Consider the following 21668-nt stretch of genomic DNA (forward strand, 5'->3'; position numbering starts at 1 on the left):
AAGACGGAAAATAAGGGATATTTTACTATTTTTTATCCTCAATAACCCTGATAAATTTGAAAACATCAAAAAAAACCTAGTTTTGCGGATACACCAAAACAATCTTTCTTTATGCAAATCAGCAGTGTAAGAGATACACTCAAGGAATTGCGAGATCTGGGCATTCAGAACGCCAACGATGTACATTACCAACTTAGCCCGGAAGAGCTGGTGGCACAAACCCTGGCACGCCGCCAGGGCAGCCTGAGCGACACGGGTGCGCTGGTAGTGAATACCGGAGAGTTTACAGGCCGTTCCCCGAAAGACAAGTTTATTGTAAAAGACAGCATTACTGCTGGTTCGGTAAACTGGAACGACTTCAACCTGCCTTTTTCTGCCGAAAACTTCGAGCGGCTGTATCAGAAAGTAACCAACCATTTTAAAGAAAAAGACGTTTGGGTAAGAGATTGCCAGGCCTGCGCCGATCCTGCTTACCGGATCAATATCCGTGTGATCAGCGAAACACCCTGGGCCAGCCTCTTTGCCTACAACATGTTCATCCGCCCCACCGAAGAGGAACTGGAACATTCGGACCCGGAATGGACCGTTATCCATGCACCGGGCTGCCATGCCGATCCCGCCGTGGACGGTACCCGTCAGCACAATTTTGCGGTACTGAATTTTACCCGGAGAATGATCATCATCGGCGGCTCCGCCTATACCGGCGAGATCAAAAAAGGTGTCTTCACCATTCTCAATTACCTGCTGCCACACAATAAAGGCGTATTGAGCATGCATTGCTCCGCCAACCAGGGCAGAGCAGGTGATACGGCTGTTTTCTTCGGACTCAGCGGCACCGGCAAGACCACACTGAGCGCCGATCCCGACCGCAAGCTCATCGGAGACGACGAACACGGATGGACCGATACCGGCGTTTTCAACTTTGAAGGCGGCTGCTATGCCAAAACCATCGACCTCAGCGAAGAAAAGGAACCTCAGATATTTCATGCCGTACGCGAAGGCGCACTGCTGGAAAATACAGGCTTCTATCCCGGCACACATACTGTTAACTATGCAGATAAAAGCATCACGGAAAACACCCGCGTATCTTACCCCCTGCATTATATCAGCAATGCCCAGGAACCATCCATCGGCAATATGCCGCGGAATATCTTCTTCCTGACCTGTGATGCCTACGGCGTGTTGCCACCCATTTCCAGGCTCACACCGGCCCAGGCCATGTACCAGTTCATCTCCGGCTACACCGCCAAGATTGCCGGTACGGAAGCAGGGATCACGGAACCCAAATCCACTTTCAGCGCGTGTTTCGGAGCGCCCTTCCTGCCGCTGCACCCCGGCCGTTATGCACTGATGCTGGGCGAAAAGCTGCGCCAGCACAATGTTAATGTATGGCTGGTGAACACCGGGTGGACCGGCGGGGCCTATGGCACCGGGGAACGCATCAGACTGAAGTACACCCGCGCCATGATATCCGCCGCGCTGAAAGGTGAGTTGGACAAGGCAGCCTACAAACACCATGAAGTGTTCGGCGTGGCCATTCCTGAAGCCTGCCCCGGTGTACCGGACGAAATTCTCGACCCGCGTAACACCTGGGAAGACAAAGCCGCTTACGACGCACAGGCACAGGATCTGGCAGAACAATTTGTAAGAAACTTCGAAAAATATGCCGACCAGGTGGATGAGGAAATCCTCCTGGCCGCACCCAGAATCTAATCGTTTATGTTGACCGTTTTCTTTTATAGATTCCCACGTTTTGAGTATAATCCGTAATGAAGCACGGGGGTTGCCTGGCCAGGCAGCCCCTTTTTGCAGCCCCTCCCCCCTATTTCACATTCCCATCTCAACATATTTTCCTAATTTTGCGCATGCAAATTTTAGACGGCAAACTCGTTTCAAAGGCGATCAAAGATCAAATAGCAGTCCAGGTGACTGAACTGAAAGCGCAAGGCAAAAAAATCCCCCATCTGGCTGCCATCCTGGTAGGCAACGACGGGGCCAGTGAGACCTATGTGGCCTCCAAGGTGAAGTCCTGCGCAGAGATCGGCTACAACTCCACCCTCCTGCGCTTCGACAGCCAGATATCCGAAAAGCATCTGCTCGATAATATCAATATGTTGAACGAAAACCCGGATATCGACGGCATCCTCGTTCAGCTCCCGCTTCCCAAACACATCAACGAAGAACTGGTGATCAACACCATCGATCCCAGCAAGGATGTGGATGGCTTCCACCCGGTAAATGTGGGTAAAATGGTCAGCGGGCTGCCCACTTTCATTCCTGCCACTCCTTACGGCATCATGCTGATGCTGGAACACTATAATATCGATACCAAAGGCAAACATGCGGTAGTGATAGGACGCAGCCACATCGTAGGCACCCCGGTAAGCATTCTGCTAAGCCGCAACAGCAATCCCGGCAACTGCACAGTAACGCTCACCCATTCCCACACGAGGAACCTGAAAGAGGTTTGTCTGCAGGCAGATATCATCGTTGCCGCCATTGGCCGGCCAGAATTCGTGACAGCGGACATGGTGAAAGAAGGCGCTATTATTGTTGACGTGGGCATCAACCGCATCCCGGATGCTTCCAAAAAAAGCGGGTTCCGGCTGGTAGGTGATGTGAAATTCGATGAAGTAGCCCCCCGCTCCAGCTTTATTACACCCGTACCCGGCGGCGTTGGCCCGATGACCATTGCCGCATTGCTGAAAAACACCTACCACGCGGCCATTGCCCAGAAAGGGAACCAGAACTGAGCGTGAACACACCGTTGTTCCATCCGGCTTCCACAGGCGGTAAATACTGTCCGTCCCGCATATTCCGTAACTTTGCACCGTAAATGAGCAACACCGTACTTCATACCGCCACCCTGCCCGTCATGGAATCGTTCTACACGATCCAGGGAGAAGGGTTCCACCAGGGCAAAGCAGCCTATTTCATCCGCCTCGGCGGATGCGATGTGGGTTGTGTGTGGTGCGATGTAAAAGAAAGCTGGGATGCGGACAAACATCCGCAAGTTCCGGTGATGGAAATCGTGCAGGAAGCGGCGGCATTCCCGGGCAGGATTGCCGTTATCACCGGCGGAGAACCGCTGATGCACAACCTCGACGGGCTGACGAAATCCCTGCATAAAACAGGCTTCCGGACGCATATCGAAACATCCGGCTCCTCTCCCATGAGCGGCAATTGGGACTGGATCACCCTCTCCCCGAAGAAATTCAAAGCCCCGCTGGATGAAGTCTGCAAACAGGCACATGAACTGAAGATCGTAGTGTACCATAAATCCGATTTTGCCTGGGCGGAGAAATACGCCGCACAGGTGGGCAAACAATGTAAACTCTATCTTCAGCCGGAATGGAGCCGCGCTGCCGAAATGACGCCGCTGATCATCGACTACGTAAAGGACCATCCGCAGTGGCAGATTTCGCTGCAGATACACAAGTATATCAATGTACCATAAAAAAAGCGCCTTGCTGTAAAGCAAAGCGCCAGACATTTTGGTTAACAACACTTCGTCAGGAAATCCTCCTGGTTTGCGGCAACAATCCGCTGTTCTCGATCGGCACCCATTCCACGATTTTGTCCAGCTTCACTTCAATCGAGTACAACCGTGATTCGATAGCATGGAAATGCGCTGAGAATTTGACATCCATGGCAATGAATTTAGTCTCGGTGCGATGCTCCATCGCAGAAAGCTTTCCATCCATGTTGACTTCAAGCGCCGAGATCTTCTCGTCTACCGAAACTTCGAATTGACCGAAGCGCTGATCGAGGTTTTCCACCTTTGCATCCAGCTGATCAAACCGTTGTTCCAGGTTTTCCACCTTGGTTTCAAGCTGATCGAACCGTTGTTCGAGGTTTTCCACCTTGACTTCCAGCTGATCGAACCGTCGTTCCAGATTTTCCACCTTTACTTCCAGCTGATCAAACCGCCGTTCCAGGTTGTCCACCTTCGCATCCAGCTGATCAAACCTGACTTCCAGACCCGAAACCTTCCTGTCAATTGCCCTTACACTTGTAAGGATCTCAGTTAACAAAACATTTTCGCTCATAAGTATGGTTTTAAAAATTTAACGAAATTACCTGAAATCGAAACAACATTCGTATTATGTGGTTAAACATCTAAAAAATTGCATCGCATCTTCTCAAAGTGAAACAGCCATCATCAGATTACTCATCATAAACCCCAAAAAAATTCGTTATTTAGTGATCAACTATGAAAAAACTCCTGCTCATACTTTGCTGCTTGACCAGCCTGCAGCTTGCCGCACAAACGGTCACTTACGAAACGGCCGGCAAAAAGGCCAAAGCGCTGTTCGACCAGGCTATTGACGCCATGCGCATGTACCAGCCCAAAGATGCGATCAGGTTCCTGCAGGAAGCCATCAAAGTACAACCGAAATTCGTAGATGCATATGGACAAATGGGGCTGGCCTATGTGGAGACCGGGCAATATCCCGATGCGCTGAACGCCTTCCGCCAGCTGGAAACACTGGACCCCGCAGGCGTCAGACATGTAAGGTTCTCCTATTCCAAAGCGCTCGCCGGTGACGGTCAGTTCAAAGAAGCACTGACCATGATCACGGAATATATTGAAACATCCAAAACACCCACGCAGGCTTCGCTGAAATTCAAAAAGAACATGGAGTTTGCCGTTACCCAAACACCGGTGCCGTTTCAGCCGCAGAACCTCGGAGAGAATATAAACTCCCCCGATCCCGAATATTTCCCTTCCCCCACCATCGATGGGAAGACGCTGGTGTACACCCGCCGCGTCAAAGGCAGGAACGAAGATTTCTTTGTTTCACAAAGGGACAGCCTGCAATGGCTTCCCGCAAAGGATATGGGGGAACCGGTGAACTCCGCTTTCAATGAAGGCGCACAGAACATTTCACAGGATGGCGAAATGCTGGTATTCACCGGCTGCGACTTCCCCGAAGGACGCGGCAGCTGCGATATCTACTATTCCATCAAAACAGCGGACGGCTGGCAGACGCCGAAAAACATCGGTAATGCGATCAATACCCGCGACTGGGATTCACAGCCCTGCCTGTCCCCGGACAAACAATCGTTATACTTCACCAGGGAAACTGCAGATGCCGGCGCGGACATCTTTGTCAGCCACCGCGGAGCTGACGGCCAATGGCAAAAAGCAGAACGCCTGGGCCCCGCCATCAATACGCCCGGCCGGGAGATGACGCCTTTTCTGCATGCAGACGGGCAAACGCTGTTCTTTGCTTCCGACGGCCATCCCGGTTATGGCAGCCTGGACATGTTCTATTCCCGCCGCCAGCCGGATGGCAGCTGGGGCACACCGATAAACCTCGGCTACCCGATCAACACCATCGGCGAAGATGCCAGCCTTACCGTAGCGGCAGACGGCAAAACCGCCTACTTCGCCTCCGACCGCGCGGATTCACGCGGTGCGCTGGATATCTACAGCTTCGAACTGTATGAAGCAGCCAGACCATTGCCCACGCTTTATGTAAGAGGGTATGTGTATGACAAAAAGACCAACGAGCGCCTTCCCGCCTCTTCACTTGAACTGGTGGACCTGGAAACGGAACTGACCATTGCGAATATACGCAGCGATGAACAGGGCGCTTTTCTTGTACCGCTGCCCACCGGGAAAGATTATGCTTTCAATGTCAACCGGAAAGGATACCTTTTTTATTCCGACAACTTCTCGCTTAAAACAGCACGAACAGATGAGCCGTTTGAGAAAAACATTCCGCTGCAACCGCTGGAAGCAAATGCTGTTGTAGTACTGCGGAACATCTTCTTTGCATCGAATCAATACACCCTGCAACCAGCCTCCGCTACGGAGCTGGACAAACTCGTAAAACTGCTCTCGGAGAATCCCACTATGCAGGCGGAGATCGGCGGGCATACGGACAATGTTGGCGCCGACGCGGACAACCAGCTATTGTCCGAAAACCGGGCAAAAGCGGTGGTGCAATACCTTGTGCAAAAAGGCATTGCAGCAGAAAGGCTGAAAGCAAAAGGGTTCGGCGAAACAAAACCTGTAGACACCAACGATACCGAAACCGGGCGTGCGCAGAACAGGCGAACAGAACTGAAGGTGATCAGCATGTAAAGGCGCCTGCGCTCAATACCCTTTGAGCGCGGCCTTCAACGCACTGTCCGCCCGTTGCTGATTTAACGGCGCCCCTTTCGGGTACAACGCGGAAAGCCAGTCCCCGTACATCACATTCGGCAACATGATGAACCTGCCCGCAAACTCCAGCCGCAGGCGGATGACAGCAGCATCCCGCTCTTCAGGGGCAGCTTTGTAGAACACATCGGAAAAATCGCCGAGATTATCACCGACCAGCATGGCTATTTCATATTGCTTCGCCACCTGCATGCGGCGCGCCTCCTTATCGGAACTACCGGAAGAAAGCAGCAGGTGTTCATCATCCGCCTGCGGAAATCCCCAACGCTGCAGGTTCCGCAATGTAGCGGCACGTTCCTTTTCCAGCCGGTTAGTGATGTAATAGATCGCAAATCCTTTTGATGCTGCATACCGGAAGAACGACAATGCACCTGGCACGGTATCACATGCAGCCCGGGCGGTCCACTCCTCCCACGAAGCCTGATCATACTGCCGGCCCTGCAGCGCGTAATGCACGGTAAACGGGCTGTTGTCCAGCACCGTTTCATCAATATCCGTTACAATAGCCCGCGGCCGCAGCGTTTGCTGATGGCTCATTTCTTCCACACGGATAGCGGCAAGCTGATAAGCTTGCAGGCATAACGCCTTGTACTCTGCGGCCCGTTGCTGATAAAGCGCACCCCAGGCAGGGCCGTAAGGCAGCAATGCCGTTCTTTTTGCGGTACTGCAGGCGGTAAACATCAACAGGAAAAATAGCAGGTAACGTGCGGGCATAATGATCTGTTTAAGCGATACAAACTTCGTGAAAATGCAGTACATTGACGGGCAATAAAAATTGTTTGCGAACCCATGCTACAGGAACTTCATTACCGTATAGCATTAACGCTCATCCCGCAGGTGGGCGATGTAGTAGCCAAAGAGCTGCTGTCTCATTTTGGAACGGCCACCGATATTTTTCAGGCGCGCAGGCATCAGCTGGAGCGCATACCGGGCGTTGGTACGTTCAGGGCTTCCGCTATCCGCGGGTTTAAAGATTTCGCGGAGGTGGACCAGGAGATCGGTTTCATGAACAGGCATGATATCCGGCCGGTGTTTTATACGGATGATGCATACCCCGAGCGCCTGCGGCAGTGTTACGACAGCCCGGTGCTGTTATACTGCAAAGGTTCGGCGGACCTCTGCGCACCCAGGATGCTGGGCATCGTAGGCACGCGGAAACCAACGGCTTATGGCCTTGCTGTATGCACTGAGCTGGTCGCTTCACTGGCGCCTCATAACGTAACGATCATCAGCGGCATGGCGTATGGTATTGATATTGCCGCGCACCGGGCCGCCGTGGCGCATGGGCTCCCCACCATCGGGGTGCTGGCGCACGGGCTGGACCGGCTGTACCCCGCTACACATGCGGCCACAGCGCGGCAGATGGAGCACAACGGCGGATTACTCACAGATTTTCGCAGCGGCACAGAGCCGAACCGGCAGAATTTTCCGCGGCGGAACCGTATCGTTGCCGGTCTATGTGATGCTACGCTGGTGATTGAAAGCGGTCAGCGCGGCGGGTCGCTCATTACGGCGGACATTGCCTGCAGCTATCACCGCGATGTGCTGGCCGTTCCGGGCAGAACGAATGATCCTGCTTCCGCCGGATGCCTGGAACTGATCAAACAACACAAAGCAGCCCTCATCACCTCAGCGGAAGATATCATGCAGGCGCTCAACTGGCGGCCCGCCGCGCCGGTAAAGCCCCTTGCACCACAAACCCACCTGTTTTACGATCTGAATGAAGAGCAACAGCTTATTGTGAAATTGCTGCAGGGCAATACTCCCCTGCATATCGATGAAATACAGGCCCGGAGCGGCATACCGCAGAACAGGATACCCGGTCTGTTACTGGAGCTGGAAATGCAGGCATTACTGCGGTCAATGCCCGGGAATACATATCAATTAATCAACACATAAAAAAATGAACTGTTCCTATTCCATAAAAAACACGTAGATTTGCGTGCAATTATTTAGAAAACTACCAAAATAATTGCGATATGCCTGCGGGAAAAATCAAACAGAAATTTGTAGCTGACGGCCTTACCTTTGACGATGTGCTTCTCGTCCCGGCCTATTCGGACGTACTGCCCAGAGAAGTCAATATCTCCTCCCAACTTACTAAAAACATCAGGATCAACATCCCTATGGTATCCGCCGCAATGGATACGGTAACTGAAGCCAGGCTTGCGATTGCGCTGGCCAGAGAAGGCGGCATCGGCATTCTGCACAAGAACATGAGCATCGACAAGCAGGCGGAACTGGTAAGGAAAGTGAAACGCAGCGAGAGCGGCATGATCCTGGACCCGCTGACGCTCAGCGCGGACTCCACTATCGGGCAGGCTTTGAAAATGATGCGGGATAACGGTATTGGTGGTATCCCCATCGTAGATGGCGATAAAAAACTCATCGGCATCCTCACCAACCGGGACCTCCGCTTCGAGAAATCCAACAAACGCCTGATCAGTGAAGTGATGACGAAGGACAACCTGGTCACCGCTCCTGAAGGCACCGATCTGAAAAAGGCAGAAAAGATCCTCCAGCAACATCGCATTGAGAAATTACCGGTAGTTAACAAACAGGGCAAGCTCGTAGGCCTCATTACCTATCGCGATATCCTCCAGCTGCAAAGCTTTCCGAATTCCGCAAAAGACAGTTACGGCCGCCTGCTCGTAGGCGCCGCGCTCGGCATCACGCATGATCTGCAGGAACGCGCCGCCGCGCTGCTGCATGTTGGTGTGGATGTGGTGACGCTGGACAGTGCGCACGGTCATTCCGTTCACGTACTGGAAGCCTTGAAAAAACTGAAGAAAGCATTCCCGAAACTGCAGGTGATCGGCGGTAATGTAGCCACCGCGGAAGGAGCGCTGGCACTGGCCGCAGCTGGCGCCGATGCCGTAAAAGTAGGCGTTGGTCCGGGTTCTATCTGCACCACCCGCGTGGTGACCGGCGCAGGTTTCCCGCAGCTTTCAGCCATCATGAACGCCGCCCAGGCCCTGAAAAAATCCGGCATTCCGGTGATCGCGGACGGCGGTATCAGATATACCGGCGATATGGTAAAAGCTTTTGTAGCCGGAGCCTCCACCGTCATGGCAGGGTCCATCTTTGCCGGCGTGGAAGAAAGTCCCGGTGAAACGATCATCTACGAAGGCCGCAAATTCAAATCCTACCGCGGCATGGGCTCCATCGAAGCCATGTCCGAAGGCAGCAAAGACCGCTACTTCCAGGATGTGGAAGCGGATATCAAAAAGCTGGTGCCGGAAGGCATTGTGGGCAGAGTGCCTTACAAAGGCAACCTTTCCGAAGTAGTGCAGCAATTTGTGGGCGGCCTCCGTGCAGGAATGGGCTACAGCGGGTCAAAAGACATCAAAACCCTCCAGGAAGCCCAGTTCGTCAGGATCACCTCCGCTACCGTAAGGGAAAATCACCCCCATGATGTGGTGATCACCAAGGAAGCGCCGAACTACAGCAGATAATTCATCATAAATTAATTTCAGGGACAGAGGGTGTATCCATTCCGATACACCCTTTTTCTTATCCCGGGCCACCGGCCAGGAAGCCTTATCCTCCCTTATTTTTACTTTTATACTTTACATTTGAATGATGAATCAGACCTTGCGCAAACGTCCGCCCCTGCTGCTGAGCATTATCGCAGGCGGCATCATGTGGGCAGCCTGGCCCACCTCCCCGCTGACTTTCCTGGTTTTCATCGGCCTGGTGCCGCTGCTGGCGGTGGCCGACAGGGTCAGCAACCGCGCTGCATGGTTTGGCCTGAGCTTTCTGACCTTCTGGATCTGGAACACCGGTGCCACCTGGTGGGTGGGCAATACCACCGTTCCGGCCAGCGGCATCTTCGCCAATGCATTTAATGCCTTGCTGATGACCATTCCCTGGATGGGTTACAAGATCACGCTCGAACGGCATAGCCGCCTCACCGCCTACTTTTCGCTGGTCGTGTACTGGCTTGCCTTTGAATATATCCATCAGGAATGGGAACTGAGCTGGCCCTGGCTGACGCTGGGCAATGCTTTCGCCATGCGTCCCGAATGGGTGCAATGGTACGAATATACCGGCACCATGGGCGGATCGCTATGGGTACTGCTGGTCAACATTTCTATATATGCCGCCTGGCGCAAACGCAGCAAGGGGACCGGATCAGGCTCCTTCCTCCTATGGAAGGAAGGCTGGAAGCCGATGTTGCTGCTGATCATTCCGATAATCATCTCATTCATTGTGGTCGTCAACGGTAAGATCAGCAAACAAGCGGGCATCGGCGTAGTGGTGGTACAGCCGAATATCGATCCGTATGACGAGAAGTTTTCGATGAGTTCCGCGCAGGAACAACTGGCAAAGCTGCTGGAGCTCACCCGGGCAAAAACAGGGGCGGGTACCCGCTTCGTGATCTGGCCCGAAACGGCGTTGTTCACGCAAGGCGCCTGGGAACATGAACTGAACAACCAGCCGGAGGTCACGGCCATCCGGAATTTCCTGCGGCTTTACCCCGATGTAAAGCTGATCACCGGCGCATCCACCTACAAACAATATCCGCTCCCCGGAGAAGCCCCCGCCACGGCCAGAACCCGCAGCGACGGAGGACCGCCGTACGATGCGTTCAACTCCGCTATCCAGATAGATACATCCTCCACCATCCAGATCTACCACAAAGCGAAGCTAGTGCCCGGCGTGGAGCTTACGCCCTATATGCGGTATCTGCCCTTTATGAAAAAGCTGGCCATGGATTTCGGCGGCATCACCGGCAGCTATGGATTGACGCCTGGTGTAGCCCTGTTCTCCAATCCTCCGCCGCATGGCAACGTTTTCGCCGCGATCTGCTACGAATCCGTTTACAGTCATTTTGTAGCGGAAAAAGTGCGCCAGGGCGCCAATCTCCTGGTAGTGAGCACCAACGACGGCTGGTGGGGCAACACCCAGGGCCACAAACAGCATATGCATTACGCCAGCCTGAGGGCCATCGAGACCCGGAGGTGGGTGGCCCGGAGCGCCAATACCGGAATATCCTGCTTCATCAGCCCCCAGGGCGATGTGATAGCCCCGCAGCCATACTGGCAACCGGCTGTTATCGCCCATAACGTAACAAAAGAGACCCGTCTGACGTTCTACGTAAAATACAGTGGCTACATCGCCAAAGCTCCTCTGATCTTTTGTATCTTGCTGCTATTGTACACTATTGTTTTACAGGTAATCAGAAGAAGACATGTGGAAAAAAATCAATAACGGGAACCAGGAAGGGGCGTATTGGGCTGAAGGACAGGGAAAACCGGTAATACTGATCCACGGGTTCGGGGAGGACCACTCCGTCTGGGAACACCAGATCGCCTTCCTCCGGATGTACAACCGCGTACTGGTGCCGGACCTGCCGGGGACAAGGGAATCACCGCTGGCCGAAGGCCTCAGCATTGAAAGCATGGCGGAATTCGTATATGCGATACTGGTGGAAGAAGGGATCAGCCAGATAACCATGATCGGGCATTCGATGGGCGGGTATGTTGCGCTCGCCTTTGCGGAGAAATACCCGCACCTGCTGGAAGGGCTGGGCCTGTTCAGCTCCACCGCCAAACCGGACAGCGCAGAGAAAAAAGAAGCGAGACAAAAATCCATCAGGATGATCGGTCAGTACGGCAGTGAAGCTTTTCTCCGCCAGACGCTGCCAACCATGTTCTCGGAAAGCTTCCGCAACAAGCAGCCGGCAAGCGTGGAAAACTTCGTTACCAACGCTTTGTCCATTGGAAAAGCGTCGCTGATCGCCTATTATGAGGCGATGATGGCAAGACCTGACCGCACCGCCATCCTGAAAGAAATAAAAGTACCGGTACTGTTTTTCATCGGGAAGGATGATGCAGCCATACCGCTGAATAATATACTGGAGCAGGTAACACTGCCGGCTACAGCCAGCATCCACGTTTTTGAACAGGTAGGCCATATGGGCCTGCTGGAAGTATATGAGGAAAGTAACCTGATCCTCCATCATTTTATAGCTTTTTGCCAACGGGCAGTGTAAACATTTTGCGCAGTTTACTGATAGTAACCATATTGGGCCTGGTTTCCCTGGCTGCAAGGGCTGATCATATCATCGGCGGAGAGATGTATTATACCTACCTCGGCAAGAACGGTGTCAATAACCGCTACCGCATTTCCCTGAAACTGTTTGTCCGTTGCGATGCCACTAATGAACAATTCGATGCCAATGTGGATATTTCCATCTTCACCGGTCAGGGTAACTTTGTCACCACCCTGCCGCCTGCCGGACGGGAAAAGATAGAACGCTATACCGCCACGGATGTAGATCCCTGCATCGTTAACCCGCCCTTTATCTGTTACCAGATCGGGTATTATCATGCGGAAGTGGAGCTTCCGCCGAACGCTGCCGGTTACGTTGCCTCGTTCCAGCGCTGCTGCAGGAGGATCGGCCTGGCCAATATCTTTTCGGACAATACCGTGGGGGCTACCTATTCCGTGACCATACCCGGCACGGATAACGGCTTCGATACGAACAGCGGGCCTCGGTTCTCCATGGAAAAAGGGGTGATCGTTTGCGCCAACAACCGCTTCAGCTACGACTATTCCGCTGAAGATCCGGATAACGATTCCCTGGTATATTCTTTTACAACGGCTTACCGCGGCGCCACCCAGAACAACCCCAAACCCGTCAATTCCTCGCCTCCACCTTATTCTCCGGTGGTATACACCAACAGTTTCTCAGCCTCCCAGCCTTTGGGAGACAAGGTGACCATCGATCCGCAAACCGGCATCATCTCGGGCATCGCGCCGCGAAGCGGGCTGTATATCGTGACCGTGACGGCAAAGGAATACCGCAACGGCGTGTACATCGGCGAGAATAAAAAAGAGTTCCAGTTCACGGTGGAATCCTGCGTGAAACAGGTGGTAGCCTCCACACCGGAGGAATACAAGGATTGCCAGAGCTTTACCATCAATTTTGTGAATAACAGCACCCCGGGCAAGCCTTATTTCTGGGATTTCGGGGACGGTGATACGCTCACCACCTGGAGCCGCGATGTGCTGCCGCATACTTATGCCAACCCCGGCACCTACACCGCCAAGCTGGCGGTGGACAGGGAAAGCAGCTGCGGCGACAGCATGTACACCACCGTAAGGGTATATCCTGTATTAACGCCCTCCTTTTCCGTGAGCGGCCTCTGCACCTCCAAACCCACTGAATTCACGAATACCTCCGTCAACACATACGGCACCATAGAATATTTCAAATGGGATTTCGGGAATACGGGCGTAACGAATGATACCTCCAACAACTCCGACCCTGCCTATCATTATACGCAACCCGGCGACTATACGGTGACGCTGCGTGTGCAAACCAGCATGGGATGCGAGCGCACCGTTTCCAATACCTTTACGATATACGACAAGCCGCCGTTCACCGCCACGAACGACACCCTGCTTTGTTACCGCAACGGCATCCGGTTCCACGCGGAAAGCCCCCTGCCCGGGAGCTTCAGTTGGGCGCCCCTGTACAATATCACCGGGCACCTTACCGCCAATCCATACGCCACACCCGCGGTAGATACCACTTATGAGGTCACTTTTACAGACAACAGCGGCTGCGTGAACAGCAAAGAGATATTTGTAGACGTCAGGGATACCATTTATGTGCGTACTGCTGCGGACAGTACGATCTGCACCGGCGATCCCATCACGCTGACAGCCGAAACAGACGGCGAATATGAATTTACGTGGACGGACCTGAATACGAACCAGGTGGTGGCCACTACCCGCAGCACCACTATCAGGCCTACCGCTTCCGCCACTTACCATGTGCGCGTGGCGTTGGGCGACTGTTATTCCGACGACACCGTGAGCTACCGTACGGTAGACCCTCCCGCTGCATATGCCGGGCTTGATACAACGATCTGCTTCGGCGAAAAGGCTTTCCTCCATGCCGCCGGCGGCGCTTTTTATACCTGGCAGCCGGCATCCACCGTCACCAGTCCACGTAACGCCACTACCATTGCCTGGCCGGAGGATACCACCGTCTACATCGTAACGGTGACGGACACACTGGGATGCCCCAAAGCCGTACCGGATTCCATCACGGTGAACGTTGTGCCGCCTGTACCTGCCTTTGCCGGCAACGATACCATCATCATCAAAGGGCAGCCTTTCCAGCTGAATGCCTCCGGCGGGGACGTGTACCATTGGTCGCCTCCGGACGGGCTGAACAGGACGGACATCCCCAATCCCGTTACCACCTATAACAACGACATCACCTATTACCTGCAGGTGTTCTCCGGCGAAGGCTGCGTTGGCGAAGACAATATCAGGATACGCTTCATGAACGGGCCCGATATCTACGTGCCAAATGCCTTTACGCCTAACGGGGACGGTATCAACGACGTATTCCGGCCCCTGCCCGTAGGCATCACGAAACTGGAGCTGTTCCGCATCTACAATCGTTGGGGAGAAGAAGTATTCCGGACCAATGAGTACCTGCGCGGCTGGGACGGCAAAGTGCGTGGCAGAACGGCCGATGCCGGCACCTATGTGTGGATCGTGCAAGGCACCAACACCGCCGGGGAAATGATGGAAAAAAGAGGTACGGTCACGCTGATACGATAAGCCATTTTTAGCCCTTTCCTGCTTATACTTCACGCAGAAATCATTACACTTGACGATCTTTTTTATGTTCCTGCAAAACGCCTAAATCCCTTTATTTATCGTAAATTATAAGGAATAAGCCTTTCCCATGGGCAAGTTTCTCTTCCTGGCACTAATAGGCAGTTTGCTGTATTCCACGGTGATAGCATATCATATCATTGGAGGGGAAATTTATTACCGGAGCGTCGGGTATAATATGGCTAACGGGAGTTACCGGTACATCATCACACTCAAACTATACCGCGACGGCGACTTTGTATGCGGCACCCGTCAGGGTTGCCTGGATTACTTCGAGAACCCTGTGCCGGTCAACATATTCAATGCCGGCGGGCAAAGGGTGATGCCTCCCCAGTTGCTGAGCATCCAGTACACCCGCTCCATACGCGATACGCTCAAAAACCCCTGCCTGGCGCCGCAGACCATCTACCTTGAAGTGGCTTTCTATGAGGGGGATACCATTGAGCTGCCACCCGCAACAGGAGGTTACTATATCTCCTACCAGCGCTGCTGCCGCGGGGAAAGCATCACCAATATCTACAATTCAGAACGGGAAGGCTCAACATTTTATACCGTGATCCCCGGCAGCGAAAGCGGCAGAATGGATAACAACAGCGCCTACTTCGGCATTGATGAGGCGCCGGTGATCTGCTCCGGGCTTCCGTTGCGCTACAACTATTCCGCTACCGATCCGGACGGGGACAGCCTGACCTACACACTATGCAGCGCACTCGCCAGCAATACCGCCAGAAGTAATGAAAGCGTTTCCCCGCCGCCCTACACCACTACCGTCAGCTATATTCCGCCATATCATGGAGGAGATCCTTTGGGCGGCAGCCCGCCTTTGTCGATCGACAATAACGGGCTGATCACCGGTACGCCCAACCGTTCCGGAAAATTTGTGGTATCCGTCTGCGTTTCGGAATACGACCGGCATACGGGCCGGCTGCTGGGTACACATCATAAAGACATGCTGATCACTGTTTATTCCTGTGCAACCAGGATAGTAGCCTCTACTCCGCAACTGCTCAACCATTGCAACGATACGCTCGGGCTGGCTGTGCCCATCAGCAATAACAGCGTGTCCGGCTTCACCTCTACCTACCAGTGGACCTTCAGCGACGGCACCGATACGTTGACAGACAGCCGGGATATCTTCTTCCACCATTTCCCGGATACGGGCGTGTACACTGTGAAGCTCGTGGTAAATCCCGGTCTTCCCTGCACGGACAGCACCACGGGCCGGATCAACAATTATCCCGGATTAAGGGCGGATTTCTCGGTTAGCGGGCTGTGCCGGGAAGACCCTGTGTACTTCGACGATCATTCAACTTACCGCTACGGCAATATCGTTAGCCGGAGATGGGACTTCGGGGTGCAACACACCGGTTCGGATACCTCCATGCTGCTGCGCCCCGTCTTCCGTTACCCCAACGGCGGGGTGTACACCATCCGGCTGGACCTGGAGACGGACAAGGGCTGCGAAGCCTCCGTCACCCGGAATCTCCGCCTGTACGAAGTGAATCCCTTTGCCGGGAATGATACCATCCTGGCGAGAGGACAAACACTGCGGCTGCAGGGCCAGGGCGGCGAGGTGTACAACTGGTGGCCGCCAACGGGATTGACAGACCCCAACGTCCGCGACCCCATCCTCAGCTGGAATGACGAGATCAGTTTCGTGCTGCGCGTCAGCAATCAGCAGGGCTGCTTCGGGTACGATACCATCCATGTGAAATACTATACCGGCCCGCAGTTCTACGTACCAAACGCATTTTCCCCGAACGGGGACGGACAGAATGACTATTTCCGGTTCATTCCCGTAGGCATTCAGGAATATCACTTCTTCCGCATCTTCAACCGCTGGGGCGAGCTGGTACACAGCTCGCTGGACTTCCGCCGGGGCTGGGACGGATATCACAAAGGCCGCCCCGCGCCCATTGACACCTACCTCTGGATACTCGAAGGAGTAGACCTGAACGGCGAGAAACTTTTCAGGAAAGGAACGGTAACTTTGGTGCGATAAAAAAACACCATATGCAAGGAAAAATAGCCCTTATCACCGGCGCAACGGCCGGTTTCGGAGAAGCTTGCGCCACCGCATTCGCAGCAGCAGGATATCATCTTGTTATCACCGGGCGCCGGGAAGAGCGGCTGCGGGAACTGCAACAGCAGCTGGAACAGGCCCATGCCGTCAAAGTAAAACCCCTGGTTTTTGATGTGCGTAACCGCAAAGCAACAGAGCAGGCGCTTGGCTCACTGGAAGAGCACTGGCGGCAGGTGGATGTGCTTATCAACAATGCCGGTCTGGCGCTGGACCTCTCCCCGGTTGACGAAGGCGATCCCGATGACTGGGATACGATGCTGGATACCAATGTAAAAGGGCTGCTCTACGTTTCCAGGGCTGTAATGCCCTGGATGAAGGCAAGAAAACAGGGGCAGATCGTAAATATCGGCTCCACCGCAGCCAAGACCGTGTACGCCAAAGGAAATGTGTACTGCGCCAGCAAAGCCGCCGTGGACGCGCTCACACAGGGGATGCGCATCGATCTGCTGCCCTGGAACATCAAGGTAACGGCCATACATCCCGGGGCCGCGGAAACCGAGTTCTCCCTTGTTCGCTTCAAAGGCGATGAAGCCCGTGCAAAAGATGTGTACAAAGGTTTTACGCCGCTCAGCGCAAAAGACGTGGCGGATGTGGCCCTGTACTGCTGCTCCCTGCCGCCACACGTCTGCATCAACGACCTGGTGCTGACCCCAACGGCACAAGCCAACGCCTATTACATCCAGCGATAAAAATTACACATAAGTGTTATAATACACGTTATAGTTTTTAACTATATTTGAAAGCCTATATATCTGACATGTGCAGCAGGAATGGTAACGGCCCCGGAGCCGTATGCCTTCATAAATACCACGATATCAACGAAACGTAATATTCCCCGTACCAAAAGGGTACGGTCCGTCAAAAGAGCCTATTGATCATCCTATAACCATATCCCTATGCTAACATTTGTTACTATGTACATCCTCCGGCTGTACTATCCAAGATGGAAAGAATTCATCAGCTTTTATCTCGACGGTTCCCGCAGGAACAACTATGGCCGCTGGGCCATGCGTCAAAGCTGGAAGAGCGAAAAATCGTACTCTTTCGGTTACAACTGAAAAACATCGTTTTCATGAAGGGTGACTAATAAGTAAATAATTACTTTGTTAGTCACCTTTTTTTAGGTCGTTCCCCCCGCTCACTACAACTCCACCCGCTGCACACAGATCATCCCCCGGTCATCCTTCCGTTTCCTGTAGGCTACAAGCACCGTTCTTTCACCCGCGGCCTTCAACACCGGATACCCCGCAAGCGTCCGCTCCGGCGTAATAAACCCTGATCTTGCCGTTACACCGTTCCCTGTTTTATGCAACAGGCCTATCCGGCTGGACGAGGTATCCGCTGCTTCATCCCATACCATTACCAGCTCTCCGTTCTCCAGCGCGGTCAGTTGCGGATGTTTTGCTGTGGGCAGTGCGCTGATACTTTCTTTTTTCGTATAGGTAATGCCGTTATCAGGCGACTGGCAATAGAAAACACCCTGCCCTCTTCCCATGGTGAACCAGGCAAAATGAAGGCCTTCAGCATTCTTTACCATTGCCGGCCCGGTATGCGGGCAGCCGTTGATCGCCCAGTTATCGGGACTGATGCGCCGGGGCGGTGAGAAAGTTTCGCCGCCGTCTGCCGATACCATATGCACCATATCCCGGATCGTGTCGTGGATAATATCCCGGAAAGCGGCATGCAGCGATCCCTGTGCATCCAGGTACAGCGCTGTGCGGCAACACTGGCATACGGTCTGCGCGATCTGCCGTTCGCGGCGGAAGCCCGGCCGTTCGCCGGTAGTGGCCATGTACAGGGTGGAGCCTTCCTGCTGATGATGCTTGCGGTTATCCAGCCAGATCACCGCGGCTTCGCCGGAGGGCAGCAGGGCCATGTCAAAATACCGCTGATCGTAACCCGCCGTATCGGTGACCAGCGGAACGGCGGGCTGCCAGCTTGCTCCCCCGTTCGGGGAACTTGTGTACAGTACCTTGCCGGCGTATTTATTCCGGGGGTCATTGCTTTGCACACCGAACATCACGATCACTTCCCCATCCGGCCGGAAAATGATCTTGGGCAGATTCTCCGCATGCGGCTGAATACCGGTAGCGGTTGCCACTTCCTTCGCAGCGGAAAATGTTTGCCCGTTGTCAGCAGAAACAGCATAATGAAATGTTCCCGTTTCTGCTCCGGGGGCGCTTTCTACCCAGCTCAACACCAATGCTCCCTGTGCATTCCGCGTCATGTAAGCGCAGGACGCATCATACGCCGTATCGGACAATACCAGCTCTGGCCCGCCGGAAAAACCCGCCGGCCTGCATGCCGTTACAGATACAGCCAGAGCGGCAAACACCGTCCATTTCTTCATATCCTTCATTGTTTTCCGGTAAAAGTATAAGCTACGCCAAAATTGAAAGTACGGTTGGGCCCCGGGCGGTAACTCTTGCCAAAGGCGCTTTTTTCAACCGTGGTGGCATACATCACATCAGCGATGTTACGGCAGTTCAGCCAGCATTCAAACCCTCCCCGGCTATACCCTATTCTTGCGTTGAACAATTCATAGCCACCATATTCCTCGGTGTTGGCCGGGTCCATGAAATATTTTCCCACATGCTGCCATTCGATGCCGGTGCGGATGCCGCCGAGAAATGCCGGCTTCCAGGTGATCTCTGTATTGGTGATCACCGCGGGCGCGCCGTTCATGCGGTTGTCGTTGTACTGATTGCCTTTGTCCTCATACTCCACAAAATCATGCTTTGCCAGGGTGCCGCCGGTACGGAACAATATTGCAGGCAAAGGTTTGTACCGCAGGTTCCATTCCACACCGCTGTGACGGGTTTTACCGGCATTGCGGTTCTCGGAAGATCCATCCGCCAGGCGCACGCTCACAATTTCATTTTTCCCATCCATGCGGTAAAGGCTGGCATCCACATATCCCTTGCTGCCTGCAAATGCAAACCAGCCGCCAATCTCATAATTATTATAGGTAGCGGGGCGAAGGGACGGCACTTTCACGCCTCTGTACAATTCCGAAATGTTCGGCGGCGCAAATCCCACGCTGTAGTTCGCATATATGCCGCGCTCCCGGCCGAAATCATACGTAAGGCCCAGTTTCGGCGTCCACGCATGGAAGTAGTTGCGCTCATCGGGAGAGCCGGTGAATGCGGAAGGAGGAAGATGATTGTCGAAATTATAGTCCATCCTGTCGTAACGCAACGCTGCAATAACTTTCAGGCTCTCCAGCGGGCTGATCTCCGCCTGTGCGTACGCCGCGGTATTCACCAGATCAACCTGGTAATCGGTCAACACGGAATCCGTAATGGCATAGCCTGTAAAATAACCGGCGGCATCCCTGTCCACATCAATAAACTCCGCAAAATAACCGGCCGGACTGTAATCCACGCTCATACCGGCGATCAGGGATGCTTTCTTCCAGGCAAACTGTTTTTTATGCTGCACCAGCAGGCCATAGCTGGCAAAGGCATCGCTGTTGATCTCTCCGCGCGCTTTGAGGGGATCGCTCGTTGTTTTGATGGCATAAAAAGGGTTCTGCCCGATCTCGTTGTTCCGGTAGAAGGCCGTGAAATTTGTTGCGTTCCGCCCGTTCCACTGATGCTCCAGCGTACTGCGTACGCGCAGGGCTTTTACCTTGCGGTAGGAAAAGGTGTGCAGGCTTTTATAGTTCTTGCTGAAGAAATTTGCGCTGTCCACTCCACCGGTCTGATCTGTTTTATAGTCCGTCAGTGAAATGCTGTTCGTCCACCTGCTACGGTCGCTGAACTGGTATTGTGCCTTCAGTGTCAGGGCCAGCTTGCGGAAATCGCTATGATCGATATACCCGTTGCGCCGATCTGCATAATATCCCCCCAGCAATATGCCCAGTTTCCCGGTTGTGCCGGAAACGCTGAAGTCCGTACGCTTGTATCCCTGATCGCTCATTTCCGCCTGTACTTTTGCGGTGGGCAATATAGCGGGAGAAGAGGTGATGAAGTTCACTGCGCCGCCTACCGCTTCGCTGCCATAGAGGGAAGAAGCCGGCCCGCGGATCACTTCGATCGTTTTCAGCGCAGCCATATTTATTTCTATGAGGGCATTATGATTGAAATCACCTGTTGTGCGGATGGGAATGCCGTCTTCCAGGTAAAGGAACAGGCTGCGGTATCCGATCGGCTGGCGAATGGCCATGGTATGCTGCTCATTGCCAAGGTCCACCATATACACGCCGCTGACCTTGTTGAGCAGTTGTTCGAGCGAAGTGGCTTTCGTTTCCCTGATCATCCTGGTGGAGATGGTACTGATCGCTACAGGGGCATCGGTACGGAACTGCCTGTCCCTGCCGGCGGATACGATCACTTCATTAAGCCGGGCGCTTTGCGGCTCCAGGTAAATGATCATGTTGCCGTCTTTTATGACGGGCAGGCATTTACCGGCATAGCCGAGATGAGAGATATGAATGGAATCCGGTAATGCCGGGAGTGTAAAAATGCCTTTTTCATCGGAGCGGCATCCACAGCCAATGGCCGTGATGCTGGCCCCCTCGAGGGCTTCATGCGTCTGCGCATCCACCACCCGGCCCTGCAGCTGCTGCTGCGCGGAAGCGGGCAATATGATGCCGGTCAATAAGATGAGTATCAATAAACGTTGCATGTTCTCATTTTTATGGGTACGTGCCGGCAAGCCTCCCCGTTGCCGGGTACGGGAAATAGCACCGGGTACGGAGCTGCTGATGTTGTTGCGTCAAAAAGCGCATACGATCGCTTGCCATGGTGTATGGCGCGTAGTAAT

Annotated in this window: 16 protein-coding genes; 12 read left to right on the forward strand and 4 right to left on the reverse strand. The window is 53.7% G+C overall.

The features are described from left to right. Window positions 1–111: 111 nt before the first annotated feature. The 3 genes from pckA to FW415_RS23755 all read left to right on the forward strand — a co-directional run bounded on the left by pckA (window position 112) and on the right by FW415_RS23755 (window position 3457). A complete protein-coding gene (gene pckA / locus FW415_RS23745) occupies window positions 112–1713 on the forward strand; it encodes a phosphoenolpyruvate carboxykinase (ATP) (protein ID WP_148389589.1) in 1602 nt (533 codons plus the stop codon). 152 nt (window positions 1714–1865) lie between these two features. After that, the gene (gene folD / locus FW415_RS23750; RefSeq protein ID WP_148389590.1) at window positions 1866–2753 is read left to right on the forward strand and encodes a bifunctional methylenetetrahydrofolate dehydrogenase/methenyltetrahydrofolate cyclohydrolase FolD; all 888 of its coding nucleotides are present in this window, start codon (window positions 1866–1868) and stop codon (window positions 2751–2753) included. Between the two features lie 83 nt (window positions 2754–2836). Further along, entirely contained in the window at window positions 2837–3457 is a 621-nt protein-coding gene (locus FW415_RS23755; protein WP_246858849.1) for a 7-carboxy-7-deazaguanine synthase QueE, read from the forward strand. A 55-nt stretch (window positions 3458–3512) separates the two neighbouring features. Here the strand turns inward: FW415_RS23755 and FW415_RS23760 are convergent, their stop codons facing one another. Then, complete coding sequence (locus tag FW415_RS23760) at window positions 3513–4049, reverse strand: hypothetical protein (protein ID WP_148389591.1); 537 nt, start codon at window positions 4047–4049, stop codon at window positions 3513–3515. A gap of 164 nt (window positions 4050–4213) precedes the next feature. Here FW415_RS23760 and FW415_RS23765 point away from each other — a divergent pair, with 164 nt between their 5' ends. Further along, window positions 4214–6094, forward strand: a complete 1881-nt coding sequence (locus tag FW415_RS23765) for an OmpA family protein (RefSeq protein ID WP_148389592.1) — start codon at window positions 4214–4216, stop codon at window positions 6092–6094. A gap of 12 nt (window positions 6095–6106) precedes the next feature. Here the strand turns inward: FW415_RS23765 and FW415_RS23770 are convergent, their stop codons facing one another. Next, window positions 6107–6886, reverse strand: a complete 780-nt coding sequence (locus tag FW415_RS23770; RefSeq protein ID WP_168208959.1) for a 5'-nucleotidase, lipoprotein e(P4) family — start codon at window positions 6884–6886, stop codon at window positions 6107–6109. 75 nt (window positions 6887–6961) lie between these two features. Here FW415_RS23770 and dprA point away from each other — a divergent pair, with 75 nt between their 5' ends. The 8 genes from dprA to FW415_RS25095 all read left to right on the forward strand — a co-directional run bounded on the left by dprA (window position 6962) and on the right by FW415_RS25095 (window position 17959). Beyond that, complete coding sequence (gene dprA, locus FW415_RS23775; RefSeq protein WP_148389594.1) at window positions 6962–8071, forward strand: DNA-processing protein DprA; 1110 nt, start codon at window positions 6962–6964, stop codon at window positions 8069–8071. An 80-nt stretch (window positions 8072–8151) separates the two neighbouring features. Continuing rightward, window positions 8152–9627, forward strand: coding sequence for an IMP dehydrogenase (guaB, locus tag FW415_RS23780; protein ID WP_148389595.1), 1476 nt, complete (start codon window positions 8152–8154; stop codon window positions 9625–9627). A 124-nt stretch (window positions 9628–9751) separates the two neighbouring features. Beyond that, window positions 9752–11386 carry an apolipoprotein N-acyltransferase gene (gene lnt / locus FW415_RS23785; RefSeq protein ID WP_148389596.1) on the forward strand — a complete coding sequence of 545 codons (1635 nt, stop codon included), beginning with the start codon at window positions 9752–9754 and terminating at the stop codon, window positions 11384–11386. Next, entirely contained in the window at window positions 11367–12170 is an 804-nt protein-coding gene (locus tag FW415_RS23790) for an alpha/beta fold hydrolase (protein ID WP_148389597.1), read from the forward strand. Before lnt ends, FW415_RS23790 begins: the two co-directional genes overlap by 20 nt. A 5-nt stretch (window positions 12171–12175) precedes the next feature. Then, entirely contained in the window at window positions 12176–14761 is a 2586-nt protein-coding gene (locus FW415_RS23795) for a PKD domain-containing protein (RefSeq protein WP_148389598.1), read from the forward strand. Window positions 14762–14888: 127 nt separating this feature from the next. Next, window positions 14889–16820 (forward strand): PKD domain-containing protein, encoded by a 1932-nt coding sequence (locus FW415_RS23800; protein ID WP_148389599.1) that lies wholly within the window; start codon window positions 14889–14891, stop codon window positions 16818–16820. Window positions 16821–16831: 11 nt separating this feature from the next. Continuing rightward, the gene (locus tag FW415_RS23805; protein WP_148389600.1) at window positions 16832–17590 is read left to right on the forward strand and encodes an SDR family NAD(P)-dependent oxidoreductase; all 759 of its coding nucleotides are present in this window, start codon (window positions 16832–16834) and stop codon (window positions 17588–17590) included. Between the two features lie 207 nt (window positions 17591–17797). Next, window positions 17798–17959 (forward strand): hypothetical protein, encoded by a 162-nt coding sequence (locus FW415_RS25095; protein WP_168208960.1) that lies wholly within the window; start codon window positions 17798–17800, stop codon window positions 17957–17959. An 83-nt stretch (window positions 17960–18042) separates the two neighbouring features. Here FW415_RS25095 and FW415_RS23810 read toward each other — a convergent pair whose 3' ends face one another. Together FW415_RS23810 and FW415_RS23815 are read right to left on the reverse strand one after the other, a co-directional pair. Beyond that, window positions 18043–19251 carry a sialidase family protein gene (locus FW415_RS23810; protein ID WP_148389601.1) on the reverse strand — a complete coding sequence of 403 codons (1209 nt, stop codon included), beginning with the start codon at window positions 19249–19251 and terminating at the stop codon, window positions 18043–18045. A 5-nt stretch (window positions 19252–19256) separates the two neighbouring features. Beyond that, complete coding sequence (locus FW415_RS23815) at window positions 19257–21530, reverse strand: TonB-dependent receptor (protein ID WP_148389602.1); 2274 nt, start codon at window positions 21528–21530, stop codon at window positions 19257–19259. Between the last annotated feature and the right edge of the window lie 138 nt (window positions 21531–21668).

Origin of the sequence: Chitinophaga sp. XS-30 (assembly GCF_008086345.1) — a bacterium.
Classification (GTDB): domain Bacteria; phylum Bacteroidota; class Bacteroidia; order Chitinophagales; family Chitinophagaceae; genus Chitinophaga.